Origin of the sequence: Pseudomonas sp. BLCC-B112 (assembly GCF_028550695.1) — a bacterium.
GTDB classification, from domain to species: domain Bacteria; phylum Pseudomonadota; class Gammaproteobacteria; order Pseudomonadales; family Pseudomonadaceae; genus Aquipseudomonas; species Aquipseudomonas danubii.
On sequence record NZ_JAQQGK010000009.1, the window covers coordinates 24,746 to 38,284 of the forward strand.

At 57.7% G+C, this 13,539-nt stretch carries 15 protein-coding genes and 1 pseudogene; 14 read left to right on the plus strand and 2 right to left on the minus strand.

Annotated elements, in window-relative coordinates; genetic code table 11:
• The first annotated feature begins 497 nt into the window (after positions 1–497).
• From rluC to sppA, 3 genes are read left to right on the plus strand one after another with little or no spacing between them, the layout of a single operon-like run.
• A complete protein-coding gene (gene rluC / locus PQT43_RS22650; RefSeq protein ID WP_102863916.1) occupies positions 498–1,454 on the plus strand; it encodes a 23S rRNA pseudouridine(955/2504/2580) synthase RluC in 957 nt (318 codons plus the stop codon).
• Entirely contained in the window at positions 1,444–2,106 is a 663-nt protein-coding gene (locus PQT43_RS22655; RefSeq protein ID WP_102863915.1) for an HAD-IA family hydrolase, read from the plus strand. Before rluC ends, PQT43_RS22655 begins: the two co-directional genes overlap by 11 nt.
• Positions 2,107–2,127: 21 nt before the next feature.
• Positions 2,128–3,117 carry a signal peptide peptidase SppA gene (gene sppA / locus PQT43_RS22660; protein ID WP_272754609.1) on the plus strand — a complete coding sequence of 330 codons (990 nt, stop codon included), beginning with the start codon at positions 2,128–2,130 and terminating at the stop codon, positions 3,115–3,117.
• Between the two features lie 51 nt (positions 3,118–3,168).
• Here the strand turns inward: sppA and PQT43_RS22665 are convergent, their stop codons facing one another.
• Positions 3,169–3,747, minus strand: coding sequence for a Maf family protein (locus PQT43_RS22665; protein WP_170003423.1), 579 nt, complete (start codon positions 3,745–3,747; stop codon positions 3,169–3,171).
• 105 nt (positions 3,748–3,852) lie between these two features.
• On the opposite strand from PQT43_RS22665, the gene PQT43_RS22670 reads away from it, so the two are divergent.
• The 11 genes and pseudogenes from PQT43_RS22670 to PQT43_RS22720 all read left to right on the plus strand — a co-directional run bounded on the left by PQT43_RS22670 (position 3,853) and on the right by PQT43_RS22720 (position 13,141).
• Positions 3,853–4,380 carry a YceD family protein gene (locus tag PQT43_RS22670; RefSeq protein WP_011060115.1) on the plus strand — a complete coding sequence of 176 codons (528 nt, stop codon included), beginning with the start codon at positions 3,853–3,855 and terminating at the stop codon, positions 4,378–4,380.
• A 13-nt stretch (positions 4,381–4,393) separates the two neighbouring features.
• The gene (gene rpmF, locus PQT43_RS22675) at positions 4,394–4,576 is read left to right on the plus strand and encodes a 50S ribosomal protein L32 (protein WP_003179396.1); all 183 of its coding nucleotides are present in this window, start codon (positions 4,394–4,396) and stop codon (positions 4,574–4,576) included.
• A gap of 3 nt (positions 4,577–4,579) precedes the next feature.
• Positions 4,580–5,590 (plus strand): phosphate acyltransferase PlsX, encoded by a 1,011-nt coding sequence (gene plsX, locus PQT43_RS22680; RefSeq protein ID WP_102863912.1) that lies wholly within the window; start codon positions 4,580–4,582, stop codon positions 5,588–5,590.
• Positions 5,591–5,716: 126 nt separating this feature from the next.
• Positions 5,717–6,655 (plus strand): ACP S-malonyltransferase, encoded by a 939-nt coding sequence (fabD, locus tag PQT43_RS22685; RefSeq protein WP_102863911.1) that lies wholly within the window; start codon positions 5,717–5,719, stop codon positions 6,653–6,655.
• A gap of 16 nt (positions 6,656–6,671) precedes the next feature.
• Positions 6,672–7,412: a 3-oxoacyl-ACP reductase FabG gene (fabG, locus tag PQT43_RS22690; RefSeq protein ID WP_011060118.1), complete on the plus strand. Its 741-nt coding sequence runs from the start codon at positions 6,672–6,674 to the stop codon at positions 7,410–7,412.
• Positions 7,413–7,608: 196 nt separating this feature from the next.
• On the plus strand, positions 7,609–7,845 hold the full coding sequence (gene acpP, locus PQT43_RS22695) for an acyl carrier protein (RefSeq protein ID WP_003175607.1): 237 nt from the start codon (positions 7,609–7,611) through the stop codon (positions 7,843–7,845).
• 110 nt (positions 7,846–7,955) lie between these two features.
• Positions 7,956–9,200, plus strand: coding sequence for a beta-ketoacyl-ACP synthase II (gene fabF, locus PQT43_RS22700; protein ID WP_102863910.1), 1,245 nt, complete (start codon positions 7,956–7,958; stop codon positions 9,198–9,200).
• On the plus strand, positions 9,200–10,015 hold the full coding sequence (pabC, locus tag PQT43_RS22705) for an aminodeoxychorismate lyase (protein WP_267269619.1): 816 nt from the start codon (positions 9,200–9,202) through the stop codon (positions 10,013–10,015). The genes fabF and pabC overlap by 1 nt, the downstream gene beginning before the upstream one ends.
• 3 nt (positions 10,016–10,018) lie before the next feature.
• Positions 10,019–11,194, plus strand: coding sequence for an endolytic transglycosylase MltG (gene mltG, locus PQT43_RS22710; RefSeq protein WP_102878934.1), 1,176 nt, complete (start codon positions 10,019–10,021; stop codon positions 11,192–11,194).
• Between the two features lie 19 nt (positions 11,195–11,213).
• Positions 11,214–11,507: pseudogene (gene tmk / locus PQT43_RS22715) on the plus strand (dTMP kinase); the annotation flags it as partial.
• 785 nt (positions 11,508–12,292) lie between these two features.
• The gene (locus PQT43_RS22720) at positions 12,293–13,141 is read left to right on the plus strand and encodes a hypothetical protein (protein WP_272754620.1); all 849 of its coding nucleotides are present in this window, start codon (positions 12,293–12,295) and stop codon (positions 13,139–13,141) included.
• Here PQT43_RS22720 and PQT43_RS22725 read toward each other — a convergent pair.
• Positions 13,118–13,438, minus strand: a complete 321-nt coding sequence (locus PQT43_RS22725; protein ID WP_272754621.1) for a hypothetical protein — start codon at positions 13,436–13,438, stop codon at positions 13,118–13,120. The genes PQT43_RS22720 and PQT43_RS22725 overlap by 24 nt on opposite strands.
• Between the last annotated feature and the right edge of the window lie 101 nt (positions 13,439–13,539).

Here is a 13,539-nt window from a genome sequence, read left to right on the forward strand (position 1 = left end):
CTGTGGACGAGATGAAGCGTCTTGAATAAAGCCTAATGCTACACAGTCCGACGGTTGTGCATCTCCACCCTACACGTATCCCTGATAATTCGGGTGCTGCCGCGCGCAGAATCCGCAGCGGGTTGGCATTTACCGTGAACTCCGAAAGGGGAGGTCACGCATCATGGCTAAAGGCGTTGTTTCCGTAACCTTCGCTCGGGGTTGTCTGTCGCCGACTGCACTTTGTGAACTGGCCGTTAATCGCTGCGTAAAAGGCGAGTGATAACTCTGCTTTCTACGGGTTTCAGGCCTCATGTCACCTGCGCTTGTTACAACGTCAAACTCTTCCGGTATGTAGCGAGAGCTGCGTAGGACGGCCTTGCGTCCTTATGAATTGCGTTGGTCAGGGCCGGCTAGTTGCCGCTGTTCCGCTGTCCAGCCGCTTTTGGCGGCGTTCGCGACTATAGCAGCAATCATTAAGTGCTTCAAATCCATAAAAAATTGTTATCATTCGCGCCATGACGACTACTGCCCCCTCGACCCCAGGCGTTCAAATGCTTGAGGTCTCGCCGGAATATGCCGGCCAACGAATTGATAACTTCCTTCTCGCTCGGCTCAAAGGCGTGCCCAAGACCTTGATTTATCGCATCTTGCGCAAAGGCGAAGTGCGGGTGAACAAGGGGCGGATTAAGCCCGAATACAAGCTGCAGGCGGGTGATGTGGTGCGCGTGCCGCCGGTGCGCGTGCCTGAGCGCGACGAGCCGGTGCCGCTGGCGCAAGGTTTGCTGCAGCGTCTTGAGGCGTCGATCGTCTTCGAAGACAAGGCCCTGATTGTGATCAACAAGCCTGCAGGCATTGCTGTGCATGGCGGAAGCGGCCTGAATTTCGGGGTAATCGAAGCCTTTCGTCAGTTGCGTCCGGATGCCAAGGAACTGGAGCTGGTGCATCGCCTTGATCGCGATACTTCTGGCCTGTTGATGATCGCGAAGAAGCGCAGCATGTTGCGCCACCTGCATGCCGCTTTGCGCGGTGATGGTGTGGATAAGCGCTATATGGCGCTGGTTCGTGGTCACTGGGCTACTGCGCTGAAGCAGGTGCGGGCGCCGTTGCTCAAGAGCAATCTGCGCTCAGGCGAGCGCATGGTTGAAGTGAACGAGGAGGGCAAGGAGGCCTTGACGGTGTTCAAGGTGCTGCGCCGCTTCGGTGAGTTCGCCACCATGGTTGAGGCCAAGCCGGTCACCGGGCGTACGCATCAGATTCGCGTGCACACCCTGCACGCCGGGCACTGCATCGCCGGCGACAGCAAGTACGGCGACGATGATTTCACTCGTGAGATTCGCGAGTTGGGCGGTAAGCGCCTGTTTCTCCATGCCTATATGTTGACGGTGCCGCTGCCGGATGGTGGTGAGCTGAAGTTGCAGGCCCCAGTGGACGACATGTGGGCCAAAACCGTGGAGCGCTTGAGTGCACCCTGATTACCAACTGCTGATCTTCGATTGGGACGGCACTCTGGCTGACTCCATTGGTCGGATTGTTGAGTCGATGCACGTATCTGCCGATCGATCCGGTTTTCCTCGGCGTGATGATTTTGCCGTCAAGGGCATCATCGGGCTTGGGTTGCCGGAGGCGATTCGTACCTTGTATCCGGAAATCGACGACGGCCAGTTGGTCGCCTTTCGTCAGCATTACGCGGAACACTACATCGCGCTTGAGGCTGAGCCTTCACCGTTGTTTGCTGGAGTGGTGTCGTCTCTTGAGGCCTTTCGGGCTGAGGGTTATCGGTTGGCGGTCGCTACGGGCAAGGCGCGTCGGGGCTTGGATCGGGTGCTGAAGTCTCATGGCTGGGAAGAGTATTTCGATATCACCCGGGCCGCCGATGAGACTGCCAGCAAGCCCCATCCCTTGATGCTGGAGGAGATTCTTGCTCATTGCGGTGTTGGGCCTCGGCAGGCATTGATGGTCGGGGATTCGTCCTTCGATCTGTTGATGGCGCGTAATGCTGGCATGGATTCGGTGGCGGTTAGCTACGGTGCTCAGTCCATTGAGGCCTTGCAGGTGTTTGAGCCGCGCCTGTCCATTGATCGTTTTCCTGAGTTGCACGCCTGGCTCAGTCAGGGTGTCGATTAAGTTTTCGTTGGGGTAGCAAGCATGTCTGATGAATGGAAGGCGCCAAGCAAGGCCAGCGCTGAAGGTGGTGACGATAAAAGCTGGCAGTTGTTGGAAAAGACCCTCCTGGCCAGTGTTCAGGAGCAGCGTCGTTCGCGGCGTTGGGGGATTTTCTTCAAGCTGCTGACCTTTGTGTACCTGTTTGTCGCGCTGGCGTTGTTTACTCCGTTGATGACCATGGAGAAGAGCGCCGCTCGCGGTGGTAGCTACACCGCAGTGATCGATGTCACGGGGGTGATTGCCGACAAGGAGTCTGCAAGTGCAGACAATATCGTCGGTAGCTTGCGCACGGCCTTTGATGATCCCAAGGTCAAGGGCATTGTTTTGCGTATCAACAGTCCTGGCGGCAGTCCGGTGCAGTCTGGCTATGTTTATGACGAGATTCGCCGTTTACGGGCTCTGCACAAGGACACCAAGGTTTATGCGGTGATTTCTGATCTCGGTGCTTCTGGCGCTTATTACATTGCCAGTGCTGCTGATCAGATCTATGCCGACAAGGCGAGTCTGGTGGGCTCCATTGGGGTTACGGCTGCCGGTTACGGTTTTGTCGGTGCCATGGAGAAGCTGGGGGTCGAGCGCCGTACCTACACCTCTGGCGAGCACAAGTCGTTCCTTGATCCGTTTCAGCCGCAAAAGCCTGAAGAGACCCAGTTCTGGCAAGGTGTGCTGGATACAACTCATCGTCAGTTCATCGCCAGCGTCAAGCAGGGGCGTGGCGAGCGTCTCAAGGACAAGGAGCATCCTGAGCTGTTCTCCGGATTGATCTGGTCTGGTGAGCAGGCATTGCAGTTGGGCTTGATCGACGGCCTGGGCAACACCAGTTCGGTGGCGCGGGATGTGATCGGTGAGAAGGAAGTGGTGGATTTTACTGTTCAGGAATCGCCTTTCGATCGTTTCTCGAAGAAGCTGGGCGCCAGTGTGGCTGAGCAGATCGCCATGTGGATGGGTTTTCAGGGGCCAACCTTGCGTTGACTTCGAGGGTGAGTAAAAAGCCGGCCGCAGTGCCGGCTTTTTAGTGTCTGCTCAGGGTACTTCCACGCCTTCGGTCAGTAGCATGTCCACCAGTCGGATCAGTGGCAGGCCTATGAGGCTGGTGGCATCGCTGCCGGCGGTGCTCTGGAACAGGCTGACACCCAGGCCTTCGGCCTTGAAGCTGCCAGCGCAGTCGAAGGGCTGCTCTGCGTGCAGGTAGCGTTCGATGCGGGCGCTGTCGAGGTGGCGCATGTTGACCGTAAAGGGGATGCAGTCCACCTGGCATTGGCCGCTCTTGCTGTTGAGTAGGGCTAGGCCGGTGAGGAAGGTCACGCTCGCGCCGCTGGCGTCCAGCAACTGCTGGCGGGCCTTGTCGAAGGTGTGAGGCTTGCCGATGATGCGCTCTCCCAGTACCGCCACCTGATCCGAGCCGATGATCAGGTGTGCCGGGTGGGTGGTTGCCAGGGCGCGGGCTTTTTCCTCCGCCAGGCGCTTCACCAGCTCTATGGCGTGCTCGCCGGGGCGGTGGCTTTCATCAATGTCAGGAGAGCTGCAAGTGAAGGGGAGTTGCAGGCGAGAGAGCAATTCTCGGCGGTACACCGAGCTCGAAGCTAGTAATAAAGGCAGCATGCGCATCTCCTGGGGTGGGGCGGGAATTCTAGCGGGGCTCGCAAGTGACGGACAGGGCTGAATTTCCTTTGACATGGCCGGGGGCATCCCTATAATGCTGCGCCTATGTTGAATGACCCGATTCCACCTCACGTTGACCCGCGCAAATTGGCTGACCGTGGCACCACCCTTCAAGGTGAACTGCTGCTGGCCGATTTGGAGAGACTCTGCGACCCGCTTTCCGACAATGTCGGTACGGTGCAGGCTAAATTCGTTTTCGAGCGTGACGAGCGTAAAGCTGTAGTTATCCACAGCTCCATCGACGTCGAAGTCAAAATGGTTTGCCAGCGTTGTCTTGAGCTGGTCACCCTGCCGATCCACAGCGAGTGCAGTTATGCCGTGGTGAAGGAGGGTGCGAATACCCAGTCGTTGCCGAAAGGTTATGACGTGCTGGAACTGGGCGAAGATCCTTTGGATCTGCAGGCGTTGGTTGAGGAAGAGCTTTTGCTTGCCTTGCCCATCGTGCCTGCTCATCATCCGGAAGAATGCCAGCAGCCGGCGGGGCTCGATGAGCCCGAACCGAGCGAGGACGAGGTAACGCGGTCCAACCCGTTCAGTGTATTGGCGCAGTTAAAGCGTGACCCAAACGTTTAGGAGTTAATCAATTATGGCTGTTCAGCAGAACAAAAAATCCCGCTCTGCCCGTGACATGCGTCGCTCCCACGATGCTCTCGAGGCTAGCACCCTGTCCGTAGAAAAGACCACCGGTGAAGTTCACCTGCGTCACCACGTATCGCCAGAAGGCGTATACCGTGGTCGTAAAGTGATCGACAAGGGCGCTGACGAGTAATCCTTGTCCGCTCAAGTCATCGCGATTGACGCAATGGGCGGGGACTTCGGTCCCCGCAGCATTGTTCAGGCCAGTATTGCTTGCCTGTCTGCTACCCCCTCGCTGCATCTGACCCTGGTCGGTCAACCCTCCCTACTTGAAGAGCTGCTCTCTGGTCATTCGGCCGTGGATCGCGCGCGCCTGACGATTACTCCGGCAAGCGAAGTGATTGCCATGGACGAGAAGCCTGCCCAGGCATTGCGTGGCAAGCCTGATTCGTCGATGCGGGTGGCGCTCGAGTTGTTGCGGGATGAAAAGGTCCAGGCTTGTGTCAGTGCAGGTAATACCGGGGCGCTGATGGCTCTGTCGCGTTACGTACTCAAGACCCTGCCCGGCATCGATCGTCCGGCGATGGTGGCTGCCATTCCCACTCAGCGCGGCTATTGCCAGTTGCTGGACCTGGGGGCCAACGTCGATTGCAGTGCCGAGCACCTGTTGCAGTTCGCAATCATGGGGTCGGTTGCGGCACAAAGCCTGGGCATCGTGCGGCCAAGAGTGGCCTTGCTGAATATCGGTACCGAAGACATCAAGGGTAATCAGCAGGTCAAGCTGGCGGCGAGTCTGCTTCAGCAGGCGCGAGGGCTGAACTACATAGGCTTCGTTGAAGGTGACGGGTTGTATCGCGGCGAGGCGGATGTGGTGGTGTGCGACGGTTTTGTCGGCAACATCCTGCTCAAGTCCAGCGAGGGGCTGGCCACCATGATTGCTGCTCGTATCGAGGCATTGTTCAGGCGCAATCTGCTATCCCGGGCCGTAGGTGTGCTGGCCTTGCCGCTGATGCGGCGATTACAGGCGGACCTGGCGCCGGCTCGGCACAATGGTGCGAGCTTTCTCGGGTTGCAGGGAATAGTGGTGAAAAGCCACGGTTCTGCGGGCGTTCAGGGGTTCCAGAGTGCGATTCAGCGTGCATTGATCGAAATCCAGGAAGACCTGCCGCGACGCCTGCATGGGCGCCTTGAAGATCTCTTGCTTTAGGCGTTTATCCTGTGGAGTGCTTAAATGTGACCGCTCAGTTCAATTGGCCATCCAACTGTCAGTTTCTTGCGTCCACCGCGGTGTGACGTCAATTCTCCGACGACAAGATCATTAGGGGCTTGTTACATGTCTGCATCCCTCGCATTCGTCTTTCCAGGACAGGGCTCGCAGTCCCTCGGCATGTTGGCCGAGTTGGGCGCGCAGTACCCACTGATCCTCGATACCTTCAAGGAAGCCTCCGATGCTCTGGGCTACGACCTCTGGGCGCTGACCCAGCAAGGTCCCGAAGAGCTGCTCAATCAAACCGACAAGACTCAACCGGCCATCCTCACCGCCTCCATCGCCCTGTGGCGTGTCTGGTTGGCTGAGGGTGGTGCGCGTCCGGCCTTCGTCGCGGGTCACAGTCTGGGTGAATACAGCGCCCTGGTGGCCGCTGGCAGTCTGACTCTGGCCGAAGCGGTCAAGCTGGTCGAGCGTCGTGGTCAGCTGATGCAGGAAGCCGTGCCGGCAGGTCAAGGCGGCATGGCGGCAATTCTTGGTCTGGACGACGCCGATGTCGTGGCGGCCTGTGCAGAAGCGGCGCAAGGTGAAGTGGTCAGTGCGGTGAACTACAACTCCCCGGGCCAGGTGGTGATCGCTGGTGCCAAGGCGGCGGTGGACCGTGCTATCGAGGGTTGCAAGGCGCGCGGAGCCAAGCGTGCCATGCCATTGCCGGTCAGCGTGCCGTCCCATTGCGAGCTTATGCGCCCTGCGGCTGAGCGTTTCGCTGAATCGATTGCTGCGATCAACTGGCAGGCACCGCAGATTCCGCTGGTACAGAATGTCAGCGCCGCCGTGGCGGCCGACCTCGATACTCTCAAGCGCGACTTGCTGGAACAGCTGTACAAGCCTGTGCGCTGGGTCGAGTCGGTGCAGACCCTGGCGAACCAGGGCGCCACCCAGCTGGTGGAATGCGGTCCAGGCAAGGTCCTGGCCGGTCTCAACAAGCGCTGCGCCGAAGGCGTGTCGACCTCTAACCTGAATACCCCAGATGCTTTCGCTGCCGCTCGTGCAGCGTTGGCCTGAACTAGGAGAAGCTTGCATGAGTCTGCAAGGTAAAGTTGCACTGGTGACCGGCGCTAGCCGTGGGATCGGCCAGGCCATCGCGCTTGAGCTGGGGCGTATGGGCGCCACCGTGGTGGGGACTGCCACTTCCGCTTCGGGGGCCGAGCGCATCGCCGCTACCCTCAAGGAAAATGGCATTCAAGGCACCGGCCTTGAGCTCAATGTCACCAGCGACGAGTCCGTGGCTGCGGTTCTGGCCAGCATCACCGAACAGTTCGGTGCGCCGGCGATCCTGGTGAACAATGCCGGTATCACTCGCGACAACCTGATGATGCGCATGAAAGATGACGAGTGGTACGACGTGGTCGATACCAACTTGAATAGTCTGTATCGCCTGTCCAAGGGTGTTTTGCGTGGCATGACCAAGGCTCGTTGGGGTCGAATTATCAGTATTGGCTCGGTTGTGGGTGCCATGGGCAACGCAGGCCAAGTAAACTACGCCGCCGCCAAAGCCGGTCTGGAAGGTTTCAGCCGTGCCCTGGCGCGTGAAGTGGGTTCGCGGTCGATCACTGTGAACTCGGTTGCTCCAGGTTTTATCGATACCGATATGACCCGCGAGCTGCCGGAAGCACAACGTGAAGCCCTGCTGACGCAAATTCCGCTGGGTCGTCTGGGTCAGGCTCAAGAGATCGCGCAAGTGGTCGCTTTTCTGGCATCCGACGGTGCGGCATACGTTACTGGGGCTACAATCCCGGTCAACGGCGGGATGTATATGTGAGTCAAATGTGACGGATTGCTTCAAAAAAATGTCATACGAGCTGTCTAAAATCCGTTATAAAGCTGCAATCAATTTATAGGCAGATGGCCAAAGGGTTTGAGGGATGAAGCTTTCAGTTGAAAAGCTGAAAAGCCTTTCTATACACTTACCCACTGGCCAGCTGCCTGAATTTGTCCATTAGGAGTGAAAACAAGGTATGAGCACCATCGAAGAGCGCGTCAAGAAAATCGTTGCTGAGCAACTGGGCGTTAAAGAAGAAGAAGTTGTGAACACCGCTTCCTTCGTTGAAGACCTGGGTGCCGACTCCCTTGACACCGTTGAGCTGGTGATGGCTCTGGAAGAGGAATTCGAGACCGAAATCCCTGACGAAGAAGCTGAAAAGATCACTACCGTTCAAGCAGCTATCGACTACGTTACTAGCCACCAGGCTTAATCGTTTGTAGTCGTCTTTTGCTGTCATGGAAAAACCGCACTGCCGTTACGGCGTGCGGTTTTTTCTTTAGGCCTGATACAAAGTGTCGTCATTAGAAAAAGGAGAGTGCTGTGTCGCGTAGACGCGTCGTAGTCACCGGTATGGGTATGTTGTCGCCACTGGGTACGGATGTACCGAGTAGCTGGCAGGGCATTCTGGCTGGCCAAAGTGGCATTGGTCTGATCGAACACACCGACCTTTCTGCCTATTCCACCCGTTTTGGCGGCTCGGTAAAGGGCTTCAATGTCGAGGAATACCTGTCGGCCAAAGAGGCCCGCAAACTCGACCTGTTCATTCAATACGGTCTGGCGGCCGGGTTTCAGGCGGTGCGTAACGCCGGCCTGGAAGTCACCGATGCCAACCGTGAGCGCATCGGCGTGGCCATGGGGTCGGGTATTGGCGGTTTGACCAATATCGAAGAAACCAGCCGTATCCTGCACGATTCCGGCCCACGGCGGATTTCTCCGTTCTTCGTGCCCGGTTCGATCATCAATATGATTTCCGGCTTCCTGTCCATCCATCTGGGTGCCCAGGGGCCGAACTATGCCATTTCTACTGCCTGTACCACTGGTACCCACTGCATCGGCATGGCCGCGCGCAACATTGCCTATGGCGAAGCCGACGTGATGATTGCCGGTGGCGCCGAAATGGCCGCCTGTGGCCTGGGTATGGGGGGCTTCGGTGCGTCCCGTGCGCTGTCGACTCGCAATGACGAGCCGACCCGTGCCAGCCGTCCGTGGGACAAGGGGCGTGATGGCTTCGTGCTGGCCGACGGTGCGGGCGCCCTGGTTCTTGAGGAACTGGAGCACGCCAAGGCTCGTGGCGCCACCATCTACGCTGAGCTGATCGGCTTCGGCATGAGCGGTGATGCCTATCACATGACGTCGCCACCCGCCGATGGCGCCGGTGCCGCTCGCTGCATCGCCAACGCCTTGCGTGACGCCAAGCTCAATGTCGATCAAGTGCAGTACATCAACGCCCACGGTACTTCGACTCCGGCCGGTGACCTGGCGGAAGCCGAAGCGATCAAGAGCGTGTTCGGCGACCATGCCTACAAGCTCGCGGTCAGTTCCACCAAGTCCATGACCGGTCACCTGCTGGGTGCCGCCGGGGCGATCGAGGCGATCTTCAGCGTACTGGCAATCAACAGTCAGGCCGCGCCGCCCACCATCAACCTGGATGAACCGGATGAGGGTTGCGACCTCGATTTCGTGCCGCACACTGCGCGCAGCATGGACATCGATGTGGTGCTGTCCAACTCCTTCGGCTTTGGTGGCACCAACGGCTCCCTGGTGTTCCGCCGGTTCTCCGAGTGATGCAAAGCTGGGTCGACGGTCGGCCGGCTGACGCGCTGTCGCTCAGGGACCGCGGCCTGGCCTATGGCGATGGTCTGTTCGAGACCATCGCTGTCCGATCCGGGCAACCGCAACTGCTGGAGCGGCACTTGCAGCGTCTGGCCGAAGGCTGCCGACGTCTGGCGCTGAGCGCGGATCAGGCGCTGATTCGCGACGAAGTGCTGGCCTATGCGGCGGCCCTGGGGGAGGGCGTGCTCAAGCTGATCCTGACCCGGGGCGACAGTCTGCGAGGATATGCCGCCGATCCTGCAGGTGCTGCGCGGCGGATTCTCCAGGGCGGGGCCTTGCCGGCTTATCCGGCGGCTCATGCCGATCAGGGGGTTGTGCTGTTCCCTTGCGTCACGCGTTTATCCGAGCAGCCGCTGTTGGCTGGCCTCAAGCATCTCAATCGCCTTGAACAGGTTCTGGCTCGCGCTGAATGGCGCGATCTCGAGCACGCCGAAGGCTTGATGCTCGACGGTGCCGGACGGGTGATCGAAGGTGTATTCAGCAATCTGTTTCTGGTCAGTCAGGGGCGTCTCCTGACGGCTGATCTGAGTCGCTGCGGTGTGGCTGGAGTGATGCGCGCTGAAATTTTGTTTCAGGCCGAGTCACAAGGCATCCCCTTTGAAGTGGCGGATATCAGCCTTGATCAACTGCAACAGGCGGACGAGGTCTTCGTCTGCAACAGTGTCTACGGCATTTGGCCAGTGCTTGGCTGCGCCGGGATGCGCTGGTCGGCAGGACCGCTCACCCGTAAACTGCAGGGCATTACCCGCGCACTACTGGATGCTTGATTCGTGAGACGTAAATTTCTGCTCCTGCTGGAAACCGGACTGGTCCTGGCAGGTCTGCTGCTGGGCGCGAGTGCCTGGAAACTGCACTCGGCCCTGGAACAACCGCTGAACCTGAGTCAGGAGCAACTGCTCGATGTTCCCGCCGGTTCTACGCCCACCGGAACCTTCAATCGTCTGCAGGCTGATGGCGTGATCCAGGACGCGTTCTGGCTGCGCCTTTACTGGCGCTTCAACTTGCCGGGGCAGCCTTTGCACAGCGGCGAGTACCGCATGACACCGGGCATGACTGCCGAAGGCCTGATCGGTCTCTGGCAGCGAGGCGAGGTGGTGCAGTACAGCCTGACCCTGGTGGAGGGCTGGACCTTCCGTCAGGTGCGCAGTGCCCTGGCCAAGAGCGACAAATTGCAACAGACCCTGACCGGTCTCAGCGACAGCCAGGTGATGGAGAAGCTCGGACACGGCGGCGTGTTCCCCGAGGGGCGTTTCTTCCCCGATACCTATCGTTTTGTGCGCGGCATGACCGATGCCGAACTTCTGGAAAAAGCCTACGACCGCCTGGACGATGTACTGGCCAAGGAGTGGAGCAGGCGGGCTGATGATGCGCCTTACAGTGATCCCTATCAGGCGCTGATAATGGCGTCGCTGGTGGAAAAGGAAACCGGCGTGCCCCATGAGCGTGGGCAGATCGCCGGGGTCTTTGTACGGCGCATGCAGATCGGCATGCTGCTGCAGACCGATCCTACCGTGATCTATGGTCTGGGCGAGCGCTACACCGGCAAGCTGACCCGGGCGCATCTCAAGGAAGCCACGCCCTATAACACCTATGTGATTGCCGGGTTGCCACCCACGCCGATTGCCATGGTCGGGCGCGAGGCGATTCATGCCGCTCTCAATCCGGTGCCGGGCAAGAGCCTGTATTTTGTTGCCCGGGGTGACGGCAGCCATGTGTTCTCCGATGATCTGGATGCCCATAACAGCGCCGTGCGCGAGTTCCAGCTCAAGCGTCGCGCCGACTATCGTTCCAGCCCGGCGCCAGTAACTGCTCCGGCCGCTCCCGAAGCCGAGAGTTCGGCGCCGGCAGTTGCGCCTCAGGCGGCGCCGGACAGCTCGCCGCCAGCGTCACCCGCGCCGGCTGTGGCTCCGGTGGAGCCCGAACCCGCGCCGAAACGCCCGCAATGACTTTGATTAAGGACTGCCTGTGACTGGCTTGTTTATTACCCTGGAAGGCCCGGAAGGTGCCGGCAAAAGCACCAACCGCGAGTACCTCGCCGAGCGTTTGCGCGCTGCAGGCATCGAAGTGTTGTTGACCCGCGAGCCTGGTGGCACGCCCCTGGCTGAACGGATTCGCGAAGTGTTGCTGACTCCGGGGGAGGAAGTCATGAGCGCCGATACCGAGCTGCTGTTGGTGTTCGCGGCCCGCGCCCAGCACCTGGCCTCGGTGATTCGCCCGGCACTGGCCCGGGGCGCGGTAGTGTTGTGCGATCGCTTCACCCACTGCTTAATTTTGACAGGATGCAAAGGGAAACCTAGTAAATCTACCTTTTCACACCCTTCAGCTTCACACCTGATCGCCTGAAACCTTGCATTTAAGGGCTCGGATCTGTTCCAGTGTTCGCTGCATGACTTGATTATAGCACTGCAGATTCTAGAAAAGTAAACCCCTATTTTTCTGAATACTGCCGATTGAGCAGATGTAAACCTCCGCTTCGTTCTCGCTCGAAATCCTTCGAGAAATTCCACCTCCAAGCCCAGTGAAACCGGCCATTTTCACATTTACATTTTGGAGTGCACTCTGTCGTACATCTGCGAGAGATAGACTATCTGTCCAGGTAGGGCGCGTTCAGCATCTATACCGTTCGTCTGATTTTTTAGTGTCCTGGGCCTGACCTTGAGGGTGAGGATCTCAGGCGCAAATTGGATGCCGACCAGCTTCTAAGCGGTGATGAGATGTTCTTTGAGGGCATGGGTGCCTCGACCCCGGATGATCCCACCTGATAACCATCACAGGGGCTGTGTTCGATGCAAAGCCGCATAGCCGTCCTCAGCCCCCCCCCAGGGCCTAAAATCTCCCAAGCCTGAGCCCCAAGCCCATCCACCAGGTTGCCACTTCAAACTGATAGCGACATCATTCGTCTAGGGCTTGACTGCTCTAACTCGGTAGCTAGAAGCCAACCTGCAACTGGCCAGCCGATCGACCAAGCCAACCAGCTAACCAAGCCACCCGGCCAAGCCAGTCGCCGACCGCTGAACTAGCTCAGGACACGTTAAGGAAGAACGTTGAACGTATTCAGCACCAAAGCCAACCCCCACTCAGCGATCACCCTCACTCAGAAGAGCTACAACGATAAGACGCGTAGGTCTGCGCCTTACATCTTCAATGACGGTGAGAAAGTACACTCATATGCGCTGTGCCCTGCCTGCCAAAACCCTGTAACCCTGGTCAACAGGAACGTCCCCACCACTGACTCCCAAGTTTTGTACGCAAAGCACAAAGGTAGCTCTGTACCTGGATTGGCAGAACATGACCAAGCCGCGTATGAAGATTGCCCTCTACACAACCCCGAGCGATTTGATAGCAAAACTATTCGAGCGAGCAAAGCTCGTAACGATGAGATCTTGAATGCACTTTTCCATCATCTTCATTTGGTGGTGAAAGTTCTCGAAAACTCAACAGGTATTGGGTTTTCTGACAATCTGGTAGCTGGTTTTCTTTCGGATTTTAAGTCCAATGAAGGTCATAGATACAGGTCGATTACGCTGTATAACTTGCCTTTTGGCTTTGCTTACATGACTGAGGGGCAGAGTATTCTGGGTTGCAAGGTCAGTAACGAGATTGCTGCTGGTATCGATGAAAAATCAATCGGATTTGAAACTAATGATTATGGCTATGTGAAGCGTAAGTTGGGATCCAAGCCAAGTAGGATTGAGATCTATTTCAATAATCATCGACTTGGCAACGAAGATCGTGGAAGTGATCTAGTTGACCTCTTGGTGGTGGAGATCGGTACAGGTGCTGACGCCTCCAAGGTTTTGTATAAGAAAACCTTGGATTTCAACTCAGGACTCTTCTTTAATACGTATCAGCGTTCTGAACGGTTACGCTTACTGGCTGTAGAGCATCTGTAAAACTGAGCCGATTGGTCTCTTGAGGAGTGCGTCCAGTTCCTCAGTGCTAATCGGCATATCTTCTAGTTCTTCCTGGATGGATTTTGCAATGAACTCGGGCCCCACGCGGGCGATGGCGCTGTAAGCGAGTTGGTTGACGAGGCTTAAAAAGCCCTCTGGCTCCTCAAAGGGGGAGAGGGCTCTGGACAGACTCCTCGATGCCAGGCTGAGACGCTTCAAGTGATCGATATCCACAAGTGCGGTAAGTATCAGGTTCTCGCGATAACCCGAGAACGGCGTGCTTTGATAAAAATTCATGGTCATCTCATCCTTTTTATTTTTCTATGAGGGCCAACGGCAGTGGGGCCTTGAAAATCAACTCATACTTCATCGTGCAAGCGGAGCAGGGTAATGCACAA

Bases quoted from the DNA above. Each gene is read 5' to 3' on its own strand.
- PQT43_RS22665 (WP_170003423.1), bottom strand. From the start codon at position 3,747: ATGCTGCCTTTATTACTAGCTTCGAGCTCGGTGTACCGCCGAGAATTG.
- rpmF (WP_003179396.1), top strand. From the start codon at position 4,394: ATGGCTGTTCAGCAGAACAAAAAATCCCGCTCTGCCCGTGACATGCGT.
- pabC (WP_267269619.1), top strand. From the start codon at position 9,200: ATGCAAAGCTGGGTCGACGGTCGGCCGGCTGACGCGCTGTCGCTCAGG.
- fabG (WP_011060118.1), top strand. From the start codon at position 6,672: ATGAGTCTGCAAGGTAAAGTTGCACTGGTGACCGGCGCTAGCCGTGGG.
- fabD (WP_102863911.1), top strand. From the start codon at position 5,717: ATGTCTGCATCCCTCGCATTCGTCTTTCCAGGACAGGGCTCGCAGTCC.
- PQT43_RS22725 (WP_272754621.1), bottom strand. From the start codon at position 13,438: ATGAATTTTTATCAAAGCACGCCGTTCTCGGGTTATCGCGAGAACCTG.
- PQT43_RS22670 (WP_011060115.1), top strand. From the start codon at position 3,853: ATGTTGAATGACCCGATTCCACCTCACGTTGACCCGCGCAAATTGGCT.
- rluC (WP_102863916.1), top strand. From the start codon at position 498: ATGACGACTACTGCCCCCTCGACCCCAGGCGTTCAAATGCTTGAGGTC.
- sppA (WP_272754609.1), top strand. From the start codon at position 2,128: ATGTCTGATGAATGGAAGGCGCCAAGCAAGGCCAGCGCTGAAGGTGGT.
- acpP (WP_003175607.1), top strand. From the start codon at position 7,609: ATGAGCACCATCGAAGAGCGCGTCAAGAAAATCGTTGCTGAGCAACTG.